Origin of the sequence: Sphingobium sp. AP50, from assembly GCF_900109095.1 — a bacterium.
Lineage (GTDB): Bacteria > Pseudomonadota > Alphaproteobacteria > Sphingomonadales > Sphingomonadaceae > Sphingobium.
This window is the reverse complement of record NZ_FNYZ01000001.1, coordinates 152,450-171,399: the sequence shown is the minus strand read 5'-3', so window position 1 is coordinate 171,399 and position 18,950 is coordinate 152,450. Positions and strand designations below refer to the sequence as shown.

Here is an 18,950-nt window from a genome sequence, read left to right as displayed (position 1 = left end):
CCCCAAGCCCCGGATCGGCGTTATCCGAAGGACAGGTGGAGTCAAACAAGATGTCGTTTCTGGACCTTATCCGTTGCTATTCTTGATTAAGGTCAAGAATTAGGCGGCTTGCGCCATCAGATCCTGCTTCACTGCACGAATCATGCGGCAGGGCGGGATGTTGCGCCATTCCAGCGAGTCGCTGACATCGTCGAACAGTGGCGTCAGCATATCGCACACATAGCGCGAATATTGATAGATCAGGAAAGCGCCGCCCGGACGCAGCGCGGCGCGCGTTTCGGCGCAAATGGCCGTGCCAACGCCGTCCGGCAAGGTGGAAAAGGGGATGCCGGACAGGACATAGTCGGCCTGATAATGGCCGGCTTCCTTGATGAAACGGCGTACATCGGCGGCCGATCCATGGACGACGCGCAAGCGAGGATCGTCAATCTCCGCTTCCAGATAGGCGACGAAATCCAGATTGAGGTCGATCGTCAGCAAGGTCGCGTCGGCCGGCAGCCGATCAAGAATGGAGCGGGTGAAGGTGCCCACGCCCGGCCCATATTCCACGAACAGCCGGGTATTACGCCAGTCGACCTGATCCAGCATCCGGTTCACCACCACGGAGGAGGACGGAATGACCGATCCGATCATGCCGGGATGCTTCATGAACTGGCGGAAGAACATGCCCCACTGGCGGAAAAATGATCCGGTAGACCCGGCGCCAACCTTGTTCTTTTTCTTCTTCAACGGAGTGGAGGCCATCAACGCTCGCCTGTCTGTACCATGGTCACGGCCTTGCAAATCCGAAGCCGACTGGCAAGCGGCTTTGCAATAAGCCCGTCATAAAACGCAAGGAGGGCGGACTGGTTCAATCCGCCCTCCTTGCATCAACCATGGTCAGTCGGTGTGATCGCGCGGCCGCAACATGCCGGGCGAGACGAAGCCGATCGGATCGACCTGCATCGCGCGCTGCTTCAGTTGCGAGCGGATCTGCTCATATTCGCGCTCCATCTCTGGCGTGACCGAGGCGCGCGTCTCTTCCAGCGCGGCTTCGAAATGCGCCTGCGTCACAGATGCCACGCTGAGCGACTGGCGCAGCGCCACCAGACCGGCGCGCCGGACCAGATCTTCCAGATCGGCGCCGGTGAAGCGTTCGGTCTGTGCCGCCAGCGCATCCAGATCGACATCATCGGCCAGCGGCATCTTGCCGGTATGGATGCCCAATATGCGCCGTCGCCCGGCCTGATCGGGCACCGGCACATAGATCAGTTCATCGAACCGGCCAGGCCGCAGCAGCGCCGGATCGATCAGCGTCGGCCGGTTGGTCGCGCCGATGACGACCACCGACTGCAACTCCTCCAGCCCGTCCATTTCAGCCAGGATGGTGTTGACCACCCGTTCCGTCACCGCCGGTTCGCCAAGCCCACCGCCGCGCGCGGGGACCAGACTGTCCAGTTCGTCGATGAAGATGACGGTGGGCGCCACCTGCCGCGCACGGGCGAACAGGCGGGCGATCTGCTGTTCGCTCTCGCCATACCATTTGGACAGGAGGTCGCTCGACTTGGTGGCGATGAAGTTGGCCTGCGCCTCCCGCGCGACCGCCTTGGCCAGCAGGGTCTTGCCGGTGCCGGGCGGGCCGTAGAGCAGAAAGCCCTTGGCCGGGCGAATGCCGATCCGGCGGAAGGCGTCGGGGTCCTTGAGCGGCAGCTCCACCCCTTCCTTCAGGCGCATCTGTGCGTCGTCCAGCCCGCCGATATCGGACCAGCCGATATTGGGCGCCTGCACCATCACTTCGCGCATGGCGGACGGCTGGACCCGCTTGATCGCGGCCATGAAGTCCTCGCGCGTGACGGAGAGTTCCTCCAGCACGTCGGCGGGGATCGTCCCTTCCTCCAGATTGAGCCGGGGCATGAAGCGGCGCACGGTTTCGATCGCCGCCTCCCGGCTGAGCGCCGCGAGGTCCGCACCGACGAAGCCGTAGGTCATGCGCGCCAGTTCCGCGAGGTCGACCTTGTCCCCCAGCGGCATGCCGCGCGTGTGGATACCCAGGATTTCGCGCCGCCCCCGCTCATCGGGAACGCCGACCACGATTTCCCGGTCGAAGCGGCCGGGACGGCGCAGCGCCTCGTCAATCGCTTCGGGCCGATTGGTCGCGGCGATGACGACGAGGTTGGTGCGCGGTTCCAGGCCGTCCATCAGAGTCAGCAACTGGGCGACGAGGCGCTTTTCCGTCTCGCCGGTCACATTGCCGCGCTTGGGCGCGATCGAATCGATCTCGTCTATGAACAGGATCGAGGGCGCGGACTTGGCCGCCGCCTCGAATATCTCGCGCAGTTGCTTTTCCGATTCGCCATAGGCCGACCCCATGATCTCCGGCCCGTTGATCAGGAAGAATTCCGCTTCCGATTCATTGGCGACGGCGCGGGCGAGCCGGGTCTTGCCGGTGCCCGGCGGGCCGTGCAGCAAGACGCCCTTGGGCGGATCGACGCCCAGCCGCTCGAACAATTCGGGATAGCGCAGCGGCAGTTCGACCATTTCGCGCAACTGGTCGATCGTTTCGGCCATGCCGCCGACATCGTCATAAGTGACGTCGGCACGGCGCGATTCGCGCGGCTCCTCATATTCGGCGCGCAGTTCGACTTCGGTTTCCGCATCGATATGAACAACGCCCTTGGGCACGGTCGACACCACGACCAGGCGGATTTCCTGAAGGGCGTAGGCCGGTGCGGCCAGCATCTGGCGCAACTGGGGCGGCATGTCGCCGGGCGGCACCTGTTGCTGACCAGCGGTCGCGACGACATCGCCCGCCGCCAGCGGCCGCTGAAAGAAAACGCGCTTGAGCGCTTCGGGATTGCCCTGAAGTCGGAGGTTATTTTGTGCAGGCGCGAACACGACGCGCTGGGCCTGACGAGGCTCAATTTTCGCGATCTGGACGAAATCGCCCGATCCGACACCGGCATTGGCGCGTTGCAGACCGTCGAGCCGGAGCACGTCCAGCCCCTCATCTTCCTTATAGGGGCGCACCACCCGGGCGGAGGTCGGCCGCTTGCCGATAATCTCGATCACATCGCCTTCGGCCAGATGCAGTTCGGCCATGACGGCCAGCGGCATCCGCGCCAATCCGCGTCCTGCATCCTCCGGCCGCGCATTGGCGACCTGAATCCGGCGTCCTGTCTGTTCCTGATCGGCCACGCATCGTCCCCGCTTATGGTTCGCCAAGAAGATAGGAAACGCAGCGGCGATCGGAAAGACCCCGCGCTCGCGACCGCGAAAGACAAAAAAAGGGCCAGCCCGAAAGCCAGCCCTGAAAGTTTTTAGGAGAGGATGCCTAAAAGGCCTGCTCTATGTGCAGTGCGGCATGATTTTTTGCGAGTGCGAAATAATCCGATGAGTTGCAAAAATTGCATCTTGCCATTTCTCCCATTTTCCTGCTCTCTATGTGCAGGATGCTTGGAACCGGGATGCGCGCCGTTCGATAAATAGAATTGACGCGGCGCAGCGGATCGGCTTCGGACTTTTACAGATTATGCGCAGATTGCCGCCCCTAACGGCCCTGGAGGCCTTTGTTCAGGTTGCCCGCCTTGGTTCCGTCAAGGCGGCCGCCGAAGAACTCGCCCTGTCGACTCCGGCGCTGAGCCGCCGGGTGCAGGCGCTGGAGCGATTCATCGGCCGCCCGCTGTTCGACCGGAAGCATCAGGCGCTGGAGATCAATGTCGACGGGCAGCGCCTGCTGGACGATATCGCCCCCGCGCTCGATTCGCTGAGCCAGGCGCTGGAAAATATCCAGAGCGGCGGCAACCAGCTGCGATTGCGGCTGGCGGTTATGCCGCTGTTCGCGACGCAGCGCCTGTTCCCGCATCTGGGCCGGTTGCGCCAGCAGCATCCCCAATTGCATATCGATATCGAAACGACGCCCCACGCCGTGGCGCGTCTTGGCGAAGGGCTGGACGCGGCGATCGTGCTGATGGCCAAGGATATCGATCCGGCGCTCTATGCCCATGAACTGGACCATGAAGAAGTCTATCTGATCGGGCGGCGGCAGCTGGGCGAAGGACCGCAGGCGCTGAAATCGCCCGAAGAACTGGCGCAGCAGACCGTGCTGCTTCACCGCGACATGGCATTGTCGTTCGATGCCTGGAAGGAAGCGGCGGGCCTGCCCGACCTGCAACCGCTGGCGATCGACAATTATGATTCGGGCCAGCTGATGCTGGAGGCGGCGGCGCAGGGGCTGGGCGTGGCGGTGATGCATGCCAGCCATTATGAGCAATCAGGCGATCCACGGCTGATGCGGCTGTTCCCGATCCATGTCGACAGCCCCTATCGCTACTTCTTCGTCTGCCGCCCGCGGGCGTTGCAGACGCGGGCCGTGCGCATCTTCCGCGACTGGCTGATTGCCGCGGACATCTGATTTTTTTGGGAAACGCGCTGCCGGTGCGGCTCCCGAAATGCGCGCTTTCGCACATTTCCAAGATGCCGCCGTGATTCTTTGTGGCCAGCCCCTTAACCTTGTTTGGCCGCAGCCGTTATTGCCATCATGACTGGGGCACCATCTTCATCCGCTAGTCCGCAACATGGGCTAACCGACCGTCTGGCGCGCTGGGCCAGAGGGCTTTCCGGCAAGGTCGAGGAGTCGGACGAGGAAGAAGAGCAGCGGCCGCGAACCGGCACCGCCTCCAATCGGGAAATCAACCGCCGTCGCCAGCTTTATGGGGATATCGGCGATTTCCTGTTCGCTCATGACCTTGACCTGACGCCGATCAACTTCAGCGTCGCGCTCGATTATCTGACCGGGGCTAATATCGGCGTCGAGAAGGCGATCCGCGCGGTCATGATGGAACGAGGCAAGATCACCAACAGCTGGATCGAATCGGTCGCCGCCGAACAGCGCGCCGATGAAATCACGCCCGAATCGCTCGCATCGATGCTGGACAAGGTCGAGGAAAATCTGGGCCAGTTCACCGGGCTGATGCATGAATCGCGCAATTCGGCGAAGGATTATGGCGCCGCGCTGCAAGAGCAGGCCAAGGATCTGGCCGCCGGTGGCGATAGCGAGCCGGTTCTGTCACGACTGGTCGGCCTGACCCGGTCGATGGTGGAAAAGACGCGGCAGGTGGAAAGCCAGCTGCGCGAAAATCAGAAGCAGACGCAAGCGCTGAAATCGAGCCTGGAGACGGCCCGCCGCGCGGCCGAGCATGACCATCTAACTGGCCTGCCCAACCGTCGCGCCTTTGAAGGCGTGCTGCGTGAAGAACTGGCGCTGGCGCAGGAACAGCATGAAACCCTGTCGGTCGCCTTCTGCGATATCGACCATTTCAAGAATATCAACGACACGCACGGTCATGACACCGGCGACCGGGTGCTGAAGTTCGTCGCGGGCCTGCTGGCCAAGATTTCCAACGACCGCTGCCATGTCGCGCGGCATGGCGGCGAGGAATTCGTGATGCTGTTCCGGGGCAAGACCGCGGCCGAGACTTGCGAGGCGGTGGACGGCGTGCGTGAGGATCTGGCCAATCGCAGCCTGGTGAACCGCACCAATGGCGAACGAATGGAGCGGGTGAGCTTTTCCGCCGGCGTCGCCAATGTGCTGGCCTATGAAGACCCGCGCGCCGCGCTAAAGGCGGCGGATCGTGCGCTATATCTCGCCAAGGAACATGGTCGCAATCGCGTCTATCTGGCGGCGGAGTCCGACTGACGGCCTTCGCTCGCGTGTTTATAGCAGCGCGCTTCTAATATGGGCCGTTCGTCCTGAGCCTGTCGAAGGACGTTTCGCACGTCCTTCGACAGGCTCAGGACGAACAGAGATTAGGTGATCCCAATTTAACGCCCAGCGCTCTTAGAAATCGGGTTTTTCATAATGGGGCGGCGGGGTGATGATTTCCATCCGTTCCGACAGGAGCGGCCGGAAGGATGGCCGCGACTTGAAGCCGGCATACCAGCGCTTGACCGGTTCATGCCCGGCCCAGTCGATCCCGCCCAGATAATCCGCCACCGACAGATGCGCCGCCGCCGCGATATCGGCCAGACTGAGCGTCCCTCCCGCCATCCAGCTGCGATGGTCGAGCAGATAATCCATATAATCCATATGGACATTGGCGCGCTTCATCGCCTCCCGCAGCACGCGCGCATCCGGCGGCGCCCGTTCGATCAGTCGCTTCTTCATCCGTTCGTGCAGCAACGGGCCGACCACATCACCATAGAAGCTCTGGTCGAAAAAGGCGGTCAGCCGTCGCACCTCCGCCCGGCCCGCCGCCGTGCCGGAGATGAGCGGGACTTTCTCCACCGTCTCCTCGAAATATTCGCAGATCGCCTGACTGTCGAGCAGGGTCACGCCGCGTTCCTCATCCACCATCACCGGGGTCAGCCCGGCGGGATTGAGATCGAGAAATTCGTCGCGCATCGCCCAGGGCGATTCGCGCACCAGATCATAGCCGATCCCCTTCTCCCCAAGGAGAAGCCGGACCTTGCGCGAAAAGGGGCAGAGCGGGAATTGGTAAAGCAACCACATAGGCGATCCCTGTTAGGCGCGCCCGCGCATTGGGGGAAGCGGCAAAATGTCCCGACGATGATCATGCTGCATGGCAATATTGGCCAAAAGGATGGCGGCAAAGATCATGGTCCGGCCTTTCGATCCTGCTATCAAGGCGATAGAAGTGACCGCAATAATGGTTTCGCGATGGAAAGGATGCTTGATGTCTGACGATTTCTTCCCGGTGCCCGAAAGCTGGGCCAAGGGAGCATTGATGGACCGGGCCGCGCGCGAGGCCGATTATGCGCGCTCCATCGACGATGCCGATGCCTATTGGCTGGAGAAGGCGCAGCGGCTGGACTGGATCAGCGCGCCGACGAAAGCCAATGAAAGCAGCTTTCACGAAGCCGATTTCGGCGTGAAATGGTTTGCCGACGGCATATTGAACGTCAGCGCCAATTGCGTCGACCGGCATCTGGCGGAGCGGGCCGACCAGACGGCAATCCTGTGGGAACCCGATTCGCCCGATGCGGAGCCGCGCCGCTACAGCTATGCGCAACTGCATGAAGAAGTGTGCCGCTTTGCCAATGTGCTGAAGGAAGCGGGCGCCAAGAAGGGCGACCGCATCACCCTCTATCTGCCAATGATCCCGGAAGCGGCCTTTGCCCTGCTGGCCTGCGCGCGGATCGGCGCGATCCACAGCGTCGTCTTCGGTGGCTTTTCGCCCGAAGCGCTGGCGGGCCGCATCATCGATTGCGATTCCAACATCGTCATCACCGCCGACGAAGGCCGCCGCGCGGGCAAGAGCGTGCCGCTGAAGGCCAATGTCGACGCCGCGCTGAAGGAATGCCCCAGCGTCAGGAAGGTCATCGTGGTCAAGGCCACGGGCGGCGCGATCCTGATGCAGGATGGCCGCGACCTGTGGCTGCATGAGGAAGCGGCAGCCGTGTCCGCCGACTGCCCGCCCGAACCGATGCAGGCGGAAGATCCGCTGTTCATCCTCTATACGTCCGGTTCGACCGGCAAGCCCAAGGGCGTGCTGCACACCACCGGCGGCTATCTGCTGTGGGCCAGCCTGACCCATGAAATGTGCTTCGATTATCGGCCCGGCGACATCTACTGGTGCGCGGCCGATATCGGCTGGGTCACGGGCCATAGCTATATCGTCTATGGCCCGCTGGCCAATGGCGCGACCACGCTGATCTATGAGGGCGTGCCCAATTATCCCACGCCCGCGCGCATCTGGCAGGTGGTCGACCGGCATCAGGTGCAGACCATCTTCACCGCCCCCACGGCGCTGCGCGCGCTGATGAAGGAGGGCGACGATTTCGTCCATTCCACCAGCCGCAAGTCGTTACGGGTGCTGGGCACGGTGGGCGAGCCGATCAATCCGGAGGCCTGGCGCTGGTATCATCATGTCGTGGGCGAGGATCGCTGCCCGATCATCGACACCTGGTGGCAGACCGAGACGGGCGGCGCAATGATCGCGCCGACGCCGGGCGCCACCGACCTGAAGCCGGGTTCGGCGACCTTCCCCATGCCCGGCGTGGTGCCGCAGATACTGGATGGCGAGGGCAAGGTGCTGGAGGGCGCGACCGAGGGCAATCTGGTCATCGCGGGGAGCTGGCCGGGGCAGATGCGCACCGTGTGGGGCGATCATGAACGCTTTTTCCAGACCTATTTCAGCACCTTCCCCGGCAAATATACGACCGGAGACGGCGCACGCCGCGACGCGGACGGCTATTACTGGATCACCGGCCGGGTCGATGACGTGATCAACGTGTCGGGCCACCGCATGGGCACGGCCGAGGTCGAAAGCGCGCTGGTGCTGCATGAAAGCGTCGCCGAGGCAGCGGTGGTCGGCTTCCCCCATGATATCAAGGGACAGGGCATCTATGCCTATGTCACGCTGAACAGCGGCGAAGAGGCGAACGACGCGCTGCGCAAGACTTTGGTGCAATGGGTGCGGACCGAAATCGGGCCGATCGCCACGCCGGACGCTATCCAGTTCGCGCCGGGCCTGCCCAAGACACGATCGGGCAAAATCATGCGCCGCATCCTGCGCAAGATCGCCGAGGGCGAGGTGTCGGCACAGGCGCTGGGCGACACCAGCACTTTGGCCGACCCGTCGGTGGTGGACAATCTGGTCGCCAATCGTCAGGGTTGATGGGCCGTCCCAGCGGGCGGCCCATAACAGAGTGAGGCCATGGGCATCGGGTAGGATGGCCATGGCTTTGGCCGACATCCCAAAAGGAGCAGCCCATGGCCCGTTATACCTCCGTCGCCCGTGCCCTGCACTGGATCATCGCCGTCCTGATAGTGGGCAATCTCTTCTTCGGCTTCGCGCATGAGGCGCTGCCCAAGGACTGGGCGGTGATGCCCGTGCATAAATCGATCGGCCTGACCGTATTGGCGCTGACCCTGTTGCGGATCATCTGGCGGCTGACCCATCGCGCCCCGGCGCTGCCCGCCGCGATGCCGCTGTGGGAGAAAGGGGCCGCGCATGCGACGCATTTCATTTTCTATGCGCTGATGCTGATCCTGCCGCTGTCGGGCTGGATCATGTCATCGGCCGGGCCGCGCCCGCTCAACTGGTTCTTCCTGTTCGACGTGCCGAAATTCGGCGTGGCGAAGGGCGACGCGATCGTCGGCCTGTCGCGCGGCGCGCATGAATTGCTGCCCTGGCTGTGGGTCGCGCTGATCATCCTGCATGTGGGCGCGGCGCTGCGCCATCATGTCCTGCTGAAGGATGATGTGCTGCGGCGGATGCTGTGACGGCTTGCCGGGGCAACTAGCCCGTCGCCCCGGCTGCCTGCCTCGTCCTATCTTTCCCGTTCGGGCTTGTGCGAACATTCCCGAACGTCCAGCGCCTGCAATGTCGCCGCCATATGTTTCGCCAATGGTTCGGCGCGCGGTTCTTCCGCCACCGGTTCGGCCTTGGACAGGCTGGACATGCGGCTGCGAAGCGATTTGCATTCCGCGCGCCAGCTTTTCATCGTGACGAGGCGCTTGCGGCTCTCCGCCTTGTAAACATTGCAGAATTGCGGGAGCATCTGCGCCCAATAGGGGAACTGGAACCCCTGCGAGATGATGGTCGAGGTCGATCCCTGGCAGGCCTGCGAGACAGCGCCCAGATCACCGGTATCGGCGGCTGCGGAAATCCGTTCGGCATGGTCCGCCCAGTTTTTCCAGCCGGTTGCCTTGTCCGCTGCCAACGCGCTGCCAGTCAGCGACGCTGCAACCAGCCAGCCGGAAACGAATAGAAAATGCTTCTTCATAACACCCCCTCTCGACCCAAGGAGGAAGCTATCAGAAGCAGAAAGAAATACTATGGAATAACGCGACCGGCGAAGAGTTTATACTTTAGATCATCTCGCCCGTCAGCAGCCTAGGCAGCGCGCCGGACTGGCCGCGCGCTTCGGCCATGAATCGGTTCTTGAGCATGCCGCTGCGCTGCACCGCTGCCAGTCCCGCGCGGCGGACCAGTGACGGGATCTTGCCCGGCACGTCGAACAGGCGGACGAGGCCGTCCATCGCGACGCTGGTCATCATCGTGTCGAGGCCGCGCCAGCGCTGATAGCGGGCGAGCAGTTGCGCATCGCCCGGATCGAGGCCGAGGCGCATGCCTTCCACCAGCACTTCGACCAGCGCGGCGACATCGCGGAAGCCAAGGTTCACGCCCTGCCCCGCGATCGGATGGATGGCATGCGCGCTATCCCCCACCAGCGCGAGGCGCGTGTCGGTGATGCGCGCGGCATGGTGGAAACCCAGCGGATAGGAGGAGCGCGGTCCGGCCAGCGCGATATCGCCCAGAAAGCCGCCGATCCGCTTCTGCGCCTCGGCCAGCCAGGCGCGTTCGGACAGCTTCATCATCGCCGGTGCCTGCTCGGTGGGCACGGTCCACACGACGGCGGAGCGGGTGCCCGGCAGCATCGGCAGCAGCGCGAAGGGGCCGCCGACATAGAAGATTTCATAGGCGGTGTTGGCGTGCGGCACCTCATGGTCGATCGCCGTCACCATGGCGGTGTGCTTATATTGCCAGCGCGTCGTGTTGATGCCCGCTGCTTCGCGCGTGGGGCTGTTGCGTCCTTCCGCCGCGACCAGCAGCGCGCCTTCGATCGTCGCGCCGCTCGCCAGCGTCAACGATACGCCATCGGCATTGCGGTCCACCTGCACCGCGCGGTCGGGCTGGAAGAATGTGAGGTTCTTTGCCTCCGCCGCCGTCTGCGCCAACGCGATGCGCAGGTCGCGATTGGGGAACATCGTCCCCATGACGCCATCATCCTCATCCGGCACGAAGTCGAGCGCGCCCGGCTCCAGCCCGTCGCTGACCCAGATGCGATCGATGGGGCAGCCCTTGCCCGCCAGATGCTTGCCGACGCCGATCGCGTTCATCATGGCGAAGCTGGTCGAACTGATCGCCGACACGCGACCATCGAAACCGGCGGCGGTGGTCGCGACCGGATCGGCCGGGTCGATCACGGCGCAGCGCACGCCATGGCCGGAAAGAGCGATAGCCAGGGTCAGGCCAACCAGCCCGCCCCCCAAAATCACGACATCGAAGCGTTCCATGGAGGCGTGTCTAGGCGCTTGGGAAGGGATTGGGAAGTAAGAGCTTCCCCTGAACTTGTCAGGTCGTCATTGCGAGCGCAGCGAAGCAATCCATGCGTGCGCCAGTGGATTGCTTCACTGCGCTCGCAATGACGAACAACTAAGCGAAAATTACAGTGTGCGGACCCAGTTGGCCGGATCGGCGACCACGCCGCGCTGGATGCCGGTCAGTTCGGCGCGCAGCGTTTCCGTCACCAGCCCGCCATCGCCATTGCCGATGGTGAAATCGCCATCCGTGCTCTTGACCGTGCCGATTGCCGTCACGACCGCGGCCGTGCCGCAGGCGAAGGCTTCGCGCAGCTTGCCGCTGGCGGCGTCGGCGCGCCACTGGGCGAAGCTGTAGGGTTCCTCGCGCACATCATGGCCCTTGGCGCGGGCCAGCGAGATGATCGAATTGCGGGTGATGCCGGGCAGGATGGTGCCGGTCAGCGGCGGCGTGACGATCGAGCCGTCATCCATCACGAAGAAGACGTTCATGCCGCCCAGTTCCTCGACCCACTTATTTTCGGCGGCGTCGAGGAAGACGACCTGATCGCAGCCATGCTTGATCGCTTCCTTCTGCGCGACCAGCGAGGCGGCATAGTTGCCGCCGCACTTGGCCGCACCGGTGCCACCGCGGGCGGCGCGGGTGAAATGTTCCGACACCCACAGGGTCACGGCCTTCTTCCCGCCCTTGAAATAGGCGCCGGCGGGCGAGGCGATGACGCAGAAGATATATTCGTTCGACGGGCGCACGCCCAAGAACGCCTCACTGGCGAACAGGAAGGGGCGCAGATAGAGGCTGCCTTCGCCGGTCGGAATCCAGTCGGCATCGATCTTCACCAATTGCTCGACCGCTTCCAGGAACAGATCCTGCGGGATCGCCGGCATCGCCATGCGCTCGGCCGATTCGGCGAAGCGACGCGCATTTTCTTCCGGGCGGAACATGGCGACGCTGCCATCTTCCAGTCGGTAGGCCTTCATGCCTTCGAAGATTTCCTGCGCATAATGCAGCACGGCGCAGGCCGGATCGAGCTGGAACGGCGCGCGCGGCTCTACCTTGTGGCTGTGCCAGCCCTGCCCTTCGGTATAACGAATGGTCACCATATGGTCGGTGAAGAGCCGGCCGAAACCGGGATCTTCGAGCAATACAGCGCGCTGGTCTGCCGTCACAGCCTGGCTGTTGCGGGTGACGGTGAAGCGCGACGTCTGCTCGGCGGCCATGGTGAGTCTCCTTATAATGGCTCGGAAGGGGCCGCCTATGTCACAGAGCGCGGCCCGAAACAATTGGTCATATATACTGACCCATTTTTTGGCGAAAGGGCCAGCCGGGTGGCGCTGGCCTCTTCCCGCGCTGCGGCGGCCCCGCTATCGCTGCGCGATGCATTTCTTCTCCGACAATGTCACCCCGATCTGCCCCGACGTCATGGCCGCGATCGCCGCCGCCGATCATGCCGACCATGGCTATGATGGCGACGCCTGGAGCGCGCGGCTGGACGGGGCCTTTTCCGACCTCTTCGAAACGCCGGTAAGGGCCTTGTGGGTGTCGACCGGGACGGCGGCGAACTGCATCGCGCTGGCGACGCTGTGCCCGCCCTATGGCGGCATATTGTGCCATGAGGAAGCGCATATCATCGCCGACGAATGCGGCGCGCCGGTTTTTTTCACCCATGGCGCGACGCTGATGCCGCTGCCGGGCGAGGGTGCGAAGCTGACGCCCGAAATCGTGATCGACCGGCTGAAGATGATCCGCCCCGATGTGCATCAGGCACCGGCCCGCGCGATCAGCATTACCAACGCCACCGAATATGGGCTGGTCTATGCGCCTGCCGAAGTCGCCGCGCTGGGCGAGGTCGCCAAGGCCCATGGTCTGGGCTTCCATATGGACGGCGCGCGCTTTGCCAATGCGGTGGCGCATCTGGGCTGCACGCCCGCCGACGTCACATGGCGCGCGGGCGTGGACGCGCTGTCGTTCGGTTGCGTGAAGAATGGCGGGATGGTCGGTGAGGCGCTGCTCTTCTTTGGCGAGGCGGCCGATGCGCGCACCGCCGAAGCGCAGCGCTGGCGCAAGCGGTCGGGCCATCTCTTTTCCAAAGGGCGCTATCTGGCCGCGCAGATATTGGCGATGATCGAGGACGATCTGTGGCTGCGCAACGCCCACGCCGCCAATGGCGCGGCGCAGGCGCTGGCGGACGGGGCGGCCGGGCGGTTGATGCACCCGGTGCAGGCCAATGAATTGTTCGTGCGGCTGAGCACGGAAGAAGCAGCGACTTTGCGCGCGCAGGGCTTCGACTTTTACGACTGGGGCGAAGGCGCTGCCCGGCTCGTCACCAACTGGGCGCAGGACGCGGCCAGTGTCGCGCCGCTGGCGCAGGCGCTGAAAGCCCTGACCGGTGGCTGAAGGCCGGACCGGCGGCGTCGCCATCCCCTTCATCCTGGTCACGCTGATCTGGAGTTCGACCTGGATCGTGATCCGCGACCAGATCGGGTCGGTGCCCGCTAGCTGGTCGGTCTGCTATCGCTTCCTGATGGCCGGCGTCGCCATGGCGGCCTTCGCCCGGTGGCGCGGCATTCCCCTGAATATCGGGCGCAGCGGCCTGCTCTATGCCGCGCTGCTGGGCGTCGCCCAGTTCGTGCTGAATTTCAACTTCGTCTATCGGGCGGAACATTATCTGACATCGGGGCTGGTCGCGGTCGTCTATGCGATGCTGCTCATCCCCAATTCGATCCTCGCCTTCCTGATCTTTTGTCAGCCGGTCAGCCGCGCCTTCATCGGCGGATCGGTGGTGGCGGTGACGGGGATATTGCTGATGCTGCTGCATGAGTATCATGGTGCCACGGTACGGCCGGACATGGTGCTGCTGGGCGCGGCCTTCTCCTGCGCGGGGCTGATGAGCGCGTCCACCGCCAATGTGATGCAGGGGATGGAGATTGCCCGGCGGCTGCCGATGGTGGCGGTGCTGGCCTGGGCGATGCTGATCGGCGCGGGCGTGGATGCGCTCTATGCCTGGGCGACGGTCGGGCCGCCGGCATTCGATCCGCGCAGCGGCTATATATTGGGGGTCGGCTGGCTGGGGCTGGCCGGATCGGTCGTGACCTTCCCGCTTTATTTCACCCTGATCCAGCGCATGGGCGCGGGGCGGGCCGCCTATACCAGCGTGCTGATCCCGGTGATCGCGATGCTGATCTCTACGCTGGTGGAGGGCTATCGCTGGTCGGCGCTGTCCATTATCGGCGCCCTGCTGGCAGTTGCCGGCATGGCCATCGCGCTGCGATCCAAGGCGCGTTAACGCATCGCGCCGGGCTGGTAGCGTAGCTTGGCGGCGTTGACCTTGTCGAGCAGGCTGGCGATCGATTGGGGCTGCGATGGCGAGCGGCCCGACGTGCCCAGTTCGCACATCTTGTGGCTGAGGGTCGTGAAAGCCTTATCGATACGGGTCATGCGGCATCCCTTTATGAAGCGATAAGCCGCTTGTCGACCAGTTCGGTTAACAAGGCGTAAACCATCGCATTGGATGCATCAGAGGCAGGCGCGAAGCCCTTCGCGATAGGTGGGATAGAGCGGCGCCCAGCCCAGCAACCGCTTCGCGCGGCCATTGGCGACCCGACGGTTTTCGGCATAGAAGCTCCGCGCCATCGGCGACAGTTGCGCCTCTTCCAGCGTGAGGAGCGGGGGCACGGGCTGGCACAGGATGGCGCAGGCTTCCTCGATCAGCCGGTTCTGCGCGCAGGGCAGATCATCCGACAGATTATAGGTGCCCGGTGGCCCGGCATGGATCGACGCGATGACCCCGGCGACGATGTCATCCACATGGGCGCGGCTGAAAATCTGGTCAGGCAGGTCGATGCGATGCGCCCGCCCCTCCCGCACGCGGTCGAGCGCGCTGCGGCCGGGGCCATAGATGCCGGGCAGGCGGAAACGGCGTACATCGGGGCGAAGTGCGCCCCAGTCTGCGTCGGCCTGTGCGCGGGCGGCGCGGCGGCCGGAACCTGTGGCGCTACTTTCATCCACCCATGCCCCCGCCGCATCGCCATAGACGCCGGTGGAGGACAGATAGCCGGTCCAGATGGCGGGCGCAGCGGCGATGGCAGCACCATAGCGGGTGAGGACGGGATCAGCCTCCGCTTCGGGCGGGACGGAGGAGAGGATGTGGCTGGCCTGCGCGATGGCGGCACGGACGGCGCTATCGTCATCGAAGGCGAGGGTTTCGGCGTCGGCGCTGCGGCGAATGCCGGTGATACGCCAGCCTTCGGCGCGCAGGCGGGTGGCGAGGCGGGAGGCGGTATAGCCCATGCCGAGGATCAGCATGTGGGGCATCAGCGCCCTCCCCCTTTAGTCGGTGTCAGACCGTGAAGCTCTCGCCGCAGCCGCAGCTGCCCTTGGCATTGGGGTTGGCGAAGACGAAGCCGGCGGTGAAATCATCCTCGACCCAGTTCATGGTCGATCCGATGAGATAGAGGACCGAAGCACCGTCAATGTAAAGGACGCCGCCGGGGGTCTCGATCTTCTCGTCGAACTTGGCTTCCTGCGTCACATAGTCGACCGAATAGGCAAGGCCCGAACAGCCGCGCTTGGGGGTCGACAGCTTGACGCCGATCGTGCCTTCGGGCGCTTGTGCCATCAGATCGGCGATGCGCTGCTCCGCGCTGGGCGTCAGGAGGACGGCGGCGGGGCGGGCGCGGGTCTTGGTTTCCACGGTCATCAGAGCATCCCCAGTTCGAGCTTCGCTTCGTCCGACATCTTGCCCGGATCCCATGGCGGGTCCCAGACCAGATTCACTTCGACATCGCCGACGCCGGGCACCGCGCCGACGCGCAGTTCGACTTCGCCGGGCATGGATTCGGCGACCGGACAATGGGGCGTGGTCAGCGTCATGGTGACGACGGCATGGCCATCCGCCGTGACGTCGACGCCGTAGATGAGGCCCAGATCATAGATGTTGACCGGGATTTCCGGGTCGAAAATCTCCTTCAGCGCATCGATGATGCCGTCATAGAGATCGCCACCCGGTTCGCCCGCAGGCACGGTGCTGGGCGCCTGTGTCAGGAAGCCGTCCAGATAGTCGCGCTGGCGCGGCGCGGCCTCTGCCTCCTCGACGCGCGCCTTGGGCGGGGTTTCCACCGCGTCCACTTCTTCCACCATGATCTTACGTTCCTCGGTCATCCGAAGATCTTCCTCACTCGTTCGATGCCCTTGACCAGCGCATCCACATCGCTGTCGTCGCTATAGATGCCGAAACTGGCCCGTGCGGTCGCCTCGACGCCCAGATGCCGCATCAGCGGCTGGGCGCAATGATGGCCGGCGCGGATCGCGACACCCGTTTCGTCCAATATGGTGCCGACATCGTGCGGATGCACCCCCTCCACCTCGAAAGAAAGGATGCCGGCCGAATCTTCGGGACCAAAGACGCGCACGCTGTTGATCTGGCCGATCGCGGTGCGGGCCTTGGCCACCATGGCGCATTCATGGGCGTGGATCGCGTCGAGGCCGATGCCCTGCACATAATCGATCGCGGCGGACAGGCCGACGACGCCGACGATATGCGGCGTCCCCGCCTCGAACCGGGTCGGCGCGGGGGCGTAGGTGGTCTTTTCGAACGTCACCTTGTCGATCATCGACCCGCCACCCTGATAGGGCGGCATGGCGTCGAGCAATTCCTTGCGCCCCCACAGCACGCCGATGCCGGTCGGGCCATAGAGCTTGTGCGCGGAGAAGACGTAGAAGTCGCAGTCGAGCGCCTGAACATCGACAGCGAGGCGGGGGACCGCCTGGCAACCGTCGATCAGGATCTTGGCGCCGACCATATGGGCGATGTCGGCGGCGCGGCGGCAATCGAGCACGCTGCCGAGCACGTTCGACACATGGGCAAGCGCCACCATGCGGTGCTGCGGCGTGATCATCGCGCGCATCGCGTCAAGATCGATCCGGCCATCCTGCGTCAGCGGCACGACGTCGATCTGGGCGCCGACCTTTTCGGCGACGATCTGCCAGGGGACGATATTGCTGTGATGTTCGAGGGTCGACAGCAGGATGCGGTCGCCCGCCTTCAACTGCGTGCCGGCCCAGCATTGGGCGACGAGGTTGATGCCCTCGGTCGCGCCGCGGACATAGACGATCTCGCTGTCCGACTGCGCGCCGATGAAGCCGGCGACCTTGCGCCGGGCGGCCTCATAGGCGAGCGTCATATTGGCCGAGCGTTCATAGACGCCGCGATGCACGGTGGCATAGTCGGGGCCATAGGCGCGGGCGATCGCGTCGATCACGGCGGTCGGCTTCTGCGCGGTGGCGGCGCTGTCGAGATAATGCCAGTTGCCGACACCGGGGAAATCGTCCCGCAGGCGCAGGCCTTGGGCGAGATCGGTCATACCAGCGTCTCCAGCTTGGCGAGCGCGGCGGCTTCCAGCGCGTCCTTCACCGCTTCGTCCGCAACATCATCGAACACGCCTGCGACGAAGGAGCGCAGCAGCAGCGTCTTGGCGGTCGCCGGGTCCATGCCGCGCGAGGCCATGTAGAAAAGCGCCTGCTTGTCCAGTTCGCCCACGGTGGCGCCATGGGCGCATTTGACGTCGTCGGCGAAGATTTCCAGCTCCGGCTTGGCATTGGCCGTGGCGGTACGATCGAGCAGCATCGCCTTGATCGACTGGAAGGCATCGGTACGCTGCGCGTCGCGGGCGACATTGATGCTGCCCAGATAGCTGCCGGTGGCGCGCTGGCCCAGGATGGACCGGATGGTCTGGCCGCTGGTCGAATCCGGCTTTTCATGGGTGACGCTGGTGATGATTTCCAGCGTCTGGTCGCCGCCGCCGATGATGGCGCCGTTCAGTTCGAAATGCGCGTTGCTGGCGATCGTGACGGTGAAGGTCACGCGGCCCAGCTTGCCGCCGATGTTGAGCACATGGAAATCGCACCGGGCGCCATCGGCAATAGTGATGACATAATCATGCACCGCTGCCGCGCCGTCGGCCGCATCCTGCAACAGATGATGGCGCACGGCCTCCCCCGCCGCCACGTCGATGCGAGTCGGCGCGGGCACGGGCCACACGGTCGCCAGCGCCTCAAGGTCGCTATAGCGCCATTCTTCCGCCTTGCGGGTCGGCAGGGTGAGAGCGTTCACGCGGCCACCACCTCGGCATAACCCTCACGTTCAAGCTCCAGCGCCAGTTCGGGGCCGCCCGACTTGACGATCCGGCCGGCGGCCAGGACATGGACGAAGTCCGGCTTCACATAGTCGAGCAGCCGCTGATAATGGGTGATCAGCAGCACGGCCTTGTCGGGCTTGCGCATGATGGCGTTGATGCCCGCACCCACGATCTTGAGCGCGTCGATGTCGAGACCCGAGTCGGTTTCGTCGAGGATCGCCAGCTTGGGATCGAGAATGCCCATCTGGACCATTTCGGCGCGCTTCTTTTCGCCGCCCGAAAAACCGACATTCACCGGACGCTTCAGCATTTCCATGTCGAGGCCGAGCAGACCGGCCTTTTCCTTGGCGAGCTTGATGAATTCGCCGCCGTTCAATTCCTTCTCGCCGCGCGCGCGGCGCTGCGAATTGAGGCTTTCGCGCAGGAATTGCAGGTTGGAGACGCCAGGGATCTCGACCGGATATTGGAAGCCCAGAAAGAGCCCGGCAGCGGCGCGCTCATGCGGGTCCATGGCGAACAGGTCTTCGCCCTCGAAGGTCGCGGTGCCGCCGGTCACGTCATAGTTGGGGCGGCCGCCCAGCGTGTAAGCGAGGGTCGACTTGCCGGCGCCGTTCGGCCCCATGATCGCGTGGATTTCGCCCGCATTGATCTGCAGCGACAGGCCCTTGAGGATCGCCTTGCCGTCGATTTCATTGGTGAGATTGTCGATATTAAGCATGATTTTGTCCCGGCAAAGCGGCTTGGATTTCAATCCTCCCCTGGAAGGGGAGGT

The 18,950-nt window shown here is 64.0% G+C and carries 19 protein-coding genes; 6 read left to right on the top strand and 13 right to left on the bottom strand.

Annotation, left to right across the window (positions count from 1 at the left end; translation table 11 throughout):
* Positions 1–99: 99 nt before the first annotated feature.
* On the bottom strand, positions 100–744 hold the full coding sequence (locus BMY84_RS00860) for a class I SAM-dependent methyltransferase (RefSeq protein WP_093079480.1): 645 nt from the start codon (positions 742–744) through the stop codon (positions 100–102).
* Between the two features lie 135 nt (positions 745–879).
* Positions 880–3,174, bottom strand: coding sequence for a CDC48 family AAA ATPase (locus BMY84_RS00855; RefSeq protein ID WP_093079477.1), 2,295 nt, complete (start codon positions 3,172–3,174; stop codon positions 880–882).
* Between the two features lie 334 nt (positions 3,175–3,508).
* Here BMY84_RS00855 and BMY84_RS00850 point away from each other — a divergent pair, with 334 nt between their 5' ends.
* Positions 3,509–4,390, top strand: coding sequence for a LysR substrate-binding domain-containing protein (locus tag BMY84_RS00850; RefSeq protein WP_093017184.1), 882 nt, complete (start codon positions 3,509–3,511; stop codon positions 4,388–4,390).
* Between the two features lie 126 nt (positions 4,391–4,516).
* Positions 4,517–5,674: a GGDEF domain-containing protein gene (locus BMY84_RS00845; RefSeq protein ID WP_093079475.1), complete on the top strand. Its 1,158-nt coding sequence runs from the start codon at positions 4,517–4,519 to the stop codon at positions 5,672–5,674.
* A gap of 141 nt (positions 5,675–5,815) precedes the next feature.
* Here the strand turns inward: BMY84_RS00845 and BMY84_RS00840 are convergent, their stop codons facing one another.
* Positions 5,816–6,487, bottom strand: a complete 672-nt coding sequence (locus tag BMY84_RS00840) for a glutathione S-transferase family protein (protein ID WP_093079472.1) — start codon at positions 6,485–6,487, stop codon at positions 5,816–5,818.
* Between the two features lie 184 nt (positions 6,488–6,671).
* On the opposite strand from BMY84_RS00840, the gene acs reads away from it, so the two are divergent.
* Together acs and BMY84_RS00830 are read left to right on the top strand one after the other, a co-directional pair.
* Complete coding sequence (acs, locus tag BMY84_RS00835) at positions 6,672–8,615, top strand: acetate--CoA ligase (RefSeq protein WP_093079470.1); 1,944 nt, start codon at positions 6,672–6,674, stop codon at positions 8,613–8,615.
* Positions 8,616–8,710: 95 nt separating this feature from the next.
* On the top strand, positions 8,711–9,223 hold the full coding sequence (locus BMY84_RS00830) for a cytochrome b (protein ID WP_093079467.1): 513 nt from the start codon (positions 8,711–8,713) through the stop codon (positions 9,221–9,223).
* A 47-nt stretch (positions 9,224–9,270) separates the two neighbouring features.
* Here BMY84_RS00830 and BMY84_RS00825 read toward each other — a convergent pair whose 3' ends face one another.
* From BMY84_RS00825 to BMY84_RS00815, 3 genes are all read right to left on the bottom strand, one after another.
* The gene (locus tag BMY84_RS00825) at positions 9,271–9,726 is read right to left on the bottom strand and encodes a hypothetical protein (protein WP_093079465.1); all 456 of its coding nucleotides are present in this window, start codon (positions 9,724–9,726) and stop codon (positions 9,271–9,273) included.
* An 85-nt stretch (positions 9,727–9,811) separates the two neighbouring features.
* On the bottom strand, positions 9,812–11,020 hold the full coding sequence (locus BMY84_RS00820; RefSeq protein WP_093079462.1) for a UbiH/UbiF/VisC/COQ6 family ubiquinone biosynthesis hydroxylase: 1,209 nt from the start codon (positions 11,018–11,020) through the stop codon (positions 9,812–9,814).
* A 150-nt stretch (positions 11,021–11,170) separates the two neighbouring features.
* On the bottom strand, positions 11,171–12,262 hold the full coding sequence (locus tag BMY84_RS00815) for a branched-chain amino acid aminotransferase (RefSeq protein WP_093079460.1): 1,092 nt from the start codon (positions 12,260–12,262) through the stop codon (positions 11,171–11,173).
* 157 nt (positions 12,263–12,419) lie between these two features.
* Between BMY84_RS00815 and BMY84_RS00810 the strand changes: the two genes are divergently transcribed.
* Together BMY84_RS00810 and BMY84_RS00805 are read left to right on the top strand one after the other, a co-directional pair.
* Positions 12,420–13,439 (top strand): threonine aldolase family protein, encoded by a 1,020-nt coding sequence (locus BMY84_RS00810; RefSeq protein ID WP_093081569.1) that lies wholly within the window; start codon positions 12,420–12,422, stop codon positions 13,437–13,439.
* Positions 13,432–14,328, top strand: coding sequence for a DMT family transporter (locus BMY84_RS00805; protein WP_093079457.1), 897 nt, complete (start codon positions 13,432–13,434; stop codon positions 14,326–14,328). The genes BMY84_RS00810 and BMY84_RS00805 overlap by 8 nt, the downstream gene beginning before the upstream one ends.
* Here BMY84_RS00805 and BMY84_RS29585 read toward each other — a convergent pair.
* The 7 genes from BMY84_RS29585 to sufC form a co-directional block, all read right to left on the bottom strand.
* Positions 14,325–14,480 (bottom strand): hypothetical protein, encoded by a 156-nt coding sequence (locus BMY84_RS29585; RefSeq protein WP_177203856.1) that lies wholly within the window; start codon positions 14,478–14,480, stop codon positions 14,325–14,327. The genes BMY84_RS00805 and BMY84_RS29585 overlap by 4 nt on opposite strands.
* A 78-nt stretch (positions 14,481–14,558) precedes the next feature.
* Positions 14,559–15,356: an NAD(P)-dependent oxidoreductase gene (locus BMY84_RS00800; RefSeq protein ID WP_093079455.1), complete on the bottom strand. Its 798-nt coding sequence runs from the start codon at positions 15,354–15,356 to the stop codon at positions 14,559–14,561.
* Between the two features lie 25 nt (positions 15,357–15,381).
* Positions 15,382–15,741 carry a HesB/IscA family protein gene (locus BMY84_RS00795; protein WP_093079452.1) on the bottom strand — a complete coding sequence of 120 codons (360 nt, stop codon included), beginning with the start codon at positions 15,739–15,741 and terminating at the stop codon, positions 15,382–15,384.
* Positions 15,741–16,202 carry an SUF system Fe-S cluster assembly protein gene (locus BMY84_RS00790; protein ID WP_093079449.1) on the bottom strand — a complete coding sequence of 154 codons (462 nt, stop codon included), beginning with the start codon at positions 16,200–16,202 and terminating at the stop codon, positions 15,741–15,743. Before BMY84_RS00790 ends, BMY84_RS00795 begins: the two co-directional genes overlap by 1 nt.
* The gene (locus BMY84_RS00785) at positions 16,199–17,404 is read right to left on the bottom strand and encodes an aminotransferase class V-fold PLP-dependent enzyme (protein ID WP_093079447.1); all 1,206 of its coding nucleotides are present in this window, start codon (positions 17,402–17,404) and stop codon (positions 16,199–16,201) included. The genes BMY84_RS00790 and BMY84_RS00785 overlap by 4 nt, the downstream gene beginning before the upstream one ends.
* Complete coding sequence (locus tag BMY84_RS00780) at positions 17,401–18,153, bottom strand: SufD family Fe-S cluster assembly protein (RefSeq protein ID WP_093079444.1); 753 nt, start codon at positions 18,151–18,153, stop codon at positions 17,401–17,403. The genes BMY84_RS00785 and BMY84_RS00780 overlap by 4 nt, the downstream gene beginning before the upstream one ends.
* A complete protein-coding gene (gene sufC, locus BMY84_RS00775) occupies positions 18,150–18,896 on the bottom strand; it encodes a Fe-S cluster assembly ATPase SufC (RefSeq protein WP_093081566.1) in 747 nt (248 codons plus the stop codon). The genes BMY84_RS00780 and sufC overlap by 4 nt, the downstream gene beginning before the upstream one ends.
* Positions 18,897–18,950: the final 54 nt, after the last annotated feature.

What these genes read in the sequence shown, in the direction of transcription:
- BMY84_RS00860 (WP_093079480.1), bottom strand. Translation starts at nt 744, where the DNA reads ATGGCCTCCACTCCGTTGAAGAAGAAAAAGAACAAGGTTGGCGCCGGG.
- BMY84_RS00850 (WP_093017184.1), top strand. Translation starts at nt 3,509, where the DNA reads ATGCGCAGATTGCCGCCCCTAACGGCCCTGGAGGCCTTTGTTCAGGTT.
- BMY84_RS00845 (WP_093079475.1), top strand. Translation starts at nt 4,517, where the DNA reads ATGACTGGGGCACCATCTTCATCCGCTAGTCCGCAACATGGGCTAACC.
- BMY84_RS00840 (WP_093079472.1), bottom strand. Translation starts at nt 6,487, where the DNA reads ATGTGGTTGCTTTACCAATTCCCGCTCTGCCCCTTTTCGCGCAAGGTC.
- acs (WP_093079470.1), top strand. Translation starts at nt 6,672, where the DNA reads ATGTCTGACGATTTCTTCCCGGTGCCCGAAAGCTGGGCCAAGGGAGCA.
- BMY84_RS00830 (WP_093079467.1), top strand. Translation starts at nt 8,711, where the DNA reads ATGGCCCGTTATACCTCCGTCGCCCGTGCCCTGCACTGGATCATCGCC.
- BMY84_RS00825 (WP_093079465.1), bottom strand. Translation starts at nt 9,726, where the DNA reads ATGAAGAAGCATTTTCTATTCGTTTCCGGCTGGCTGGTTGCAGCGTCG.
- BMY84_RS00820 (WP_093079462.1), bottom strand. Translation starts at nt 11,020, where the DNA reads ATGGAACGCTTCGATGTCGTGATTTTGGGGGGCGGGCTGGTTGGCCTG.
- BMY84_RS00815 (WP_093079460.1), bottom strand. Translation starts at nt 12,262, where the DNA reads ATGGCCGCCGAGCAGACGTCGCGCTTCACCGTCACCCGCAACAGCCAG.
- BMY84_RS00810 (WP_093081569.1), top strand. Translation starts at nt 12,420, where the DNA reads ATGCATTTCTTCTCCGACAATGTCACCCCGATCTGCCCCGACGTCATG.
- BMY84_RS29585 (WP_177203856.1), bottom strand. Translation starts at nt 14,480, where the DNA reads ATGACCCGTATCGATAAGGCTTTCACGACCCTCAGCCACAAGATGTGC.
- BMY84_RS00800 (WP_093079455.1), bottom strand. Translation starts at nt 15,356, where the DNA reads ATGCCCCACATGCTGATCCTCGGCATGGGCTATACCGCCTCCCGCCTC.
- BMY84_RS00795 (WP_093079452.1), bottom strand. Translation starts at nt 15,741, where the DNA reads ATGACCGTGGAAACCAAGACCCGCGCCCGCCCCGCCGCCGTCCTCCTG.
- BMY84_RS00790 (WP_093079449.1), bottom strand. Translation starts at nt 16,202, where the DNA reads ATGACCGAGGAACGTAAGATCATGGTGGAAGAAGTGGACGCGGTGGAA.
- BMY84_RS00785 (WP_093079447.1), bottom strand. Translation starts at nt 17,404, where the DNA reads ATGACCGATCTCGCCCAAGGCCTGCGCCTGCGGGACGATTTCCCCGGT.
- sufC (WP_093081566.1), bottom strand. Translation starts at nt 18,896, where the DNA reads ATGCTTAATATCGACAATCTCACCAATGAAATCGACGGCAAGGCGATC.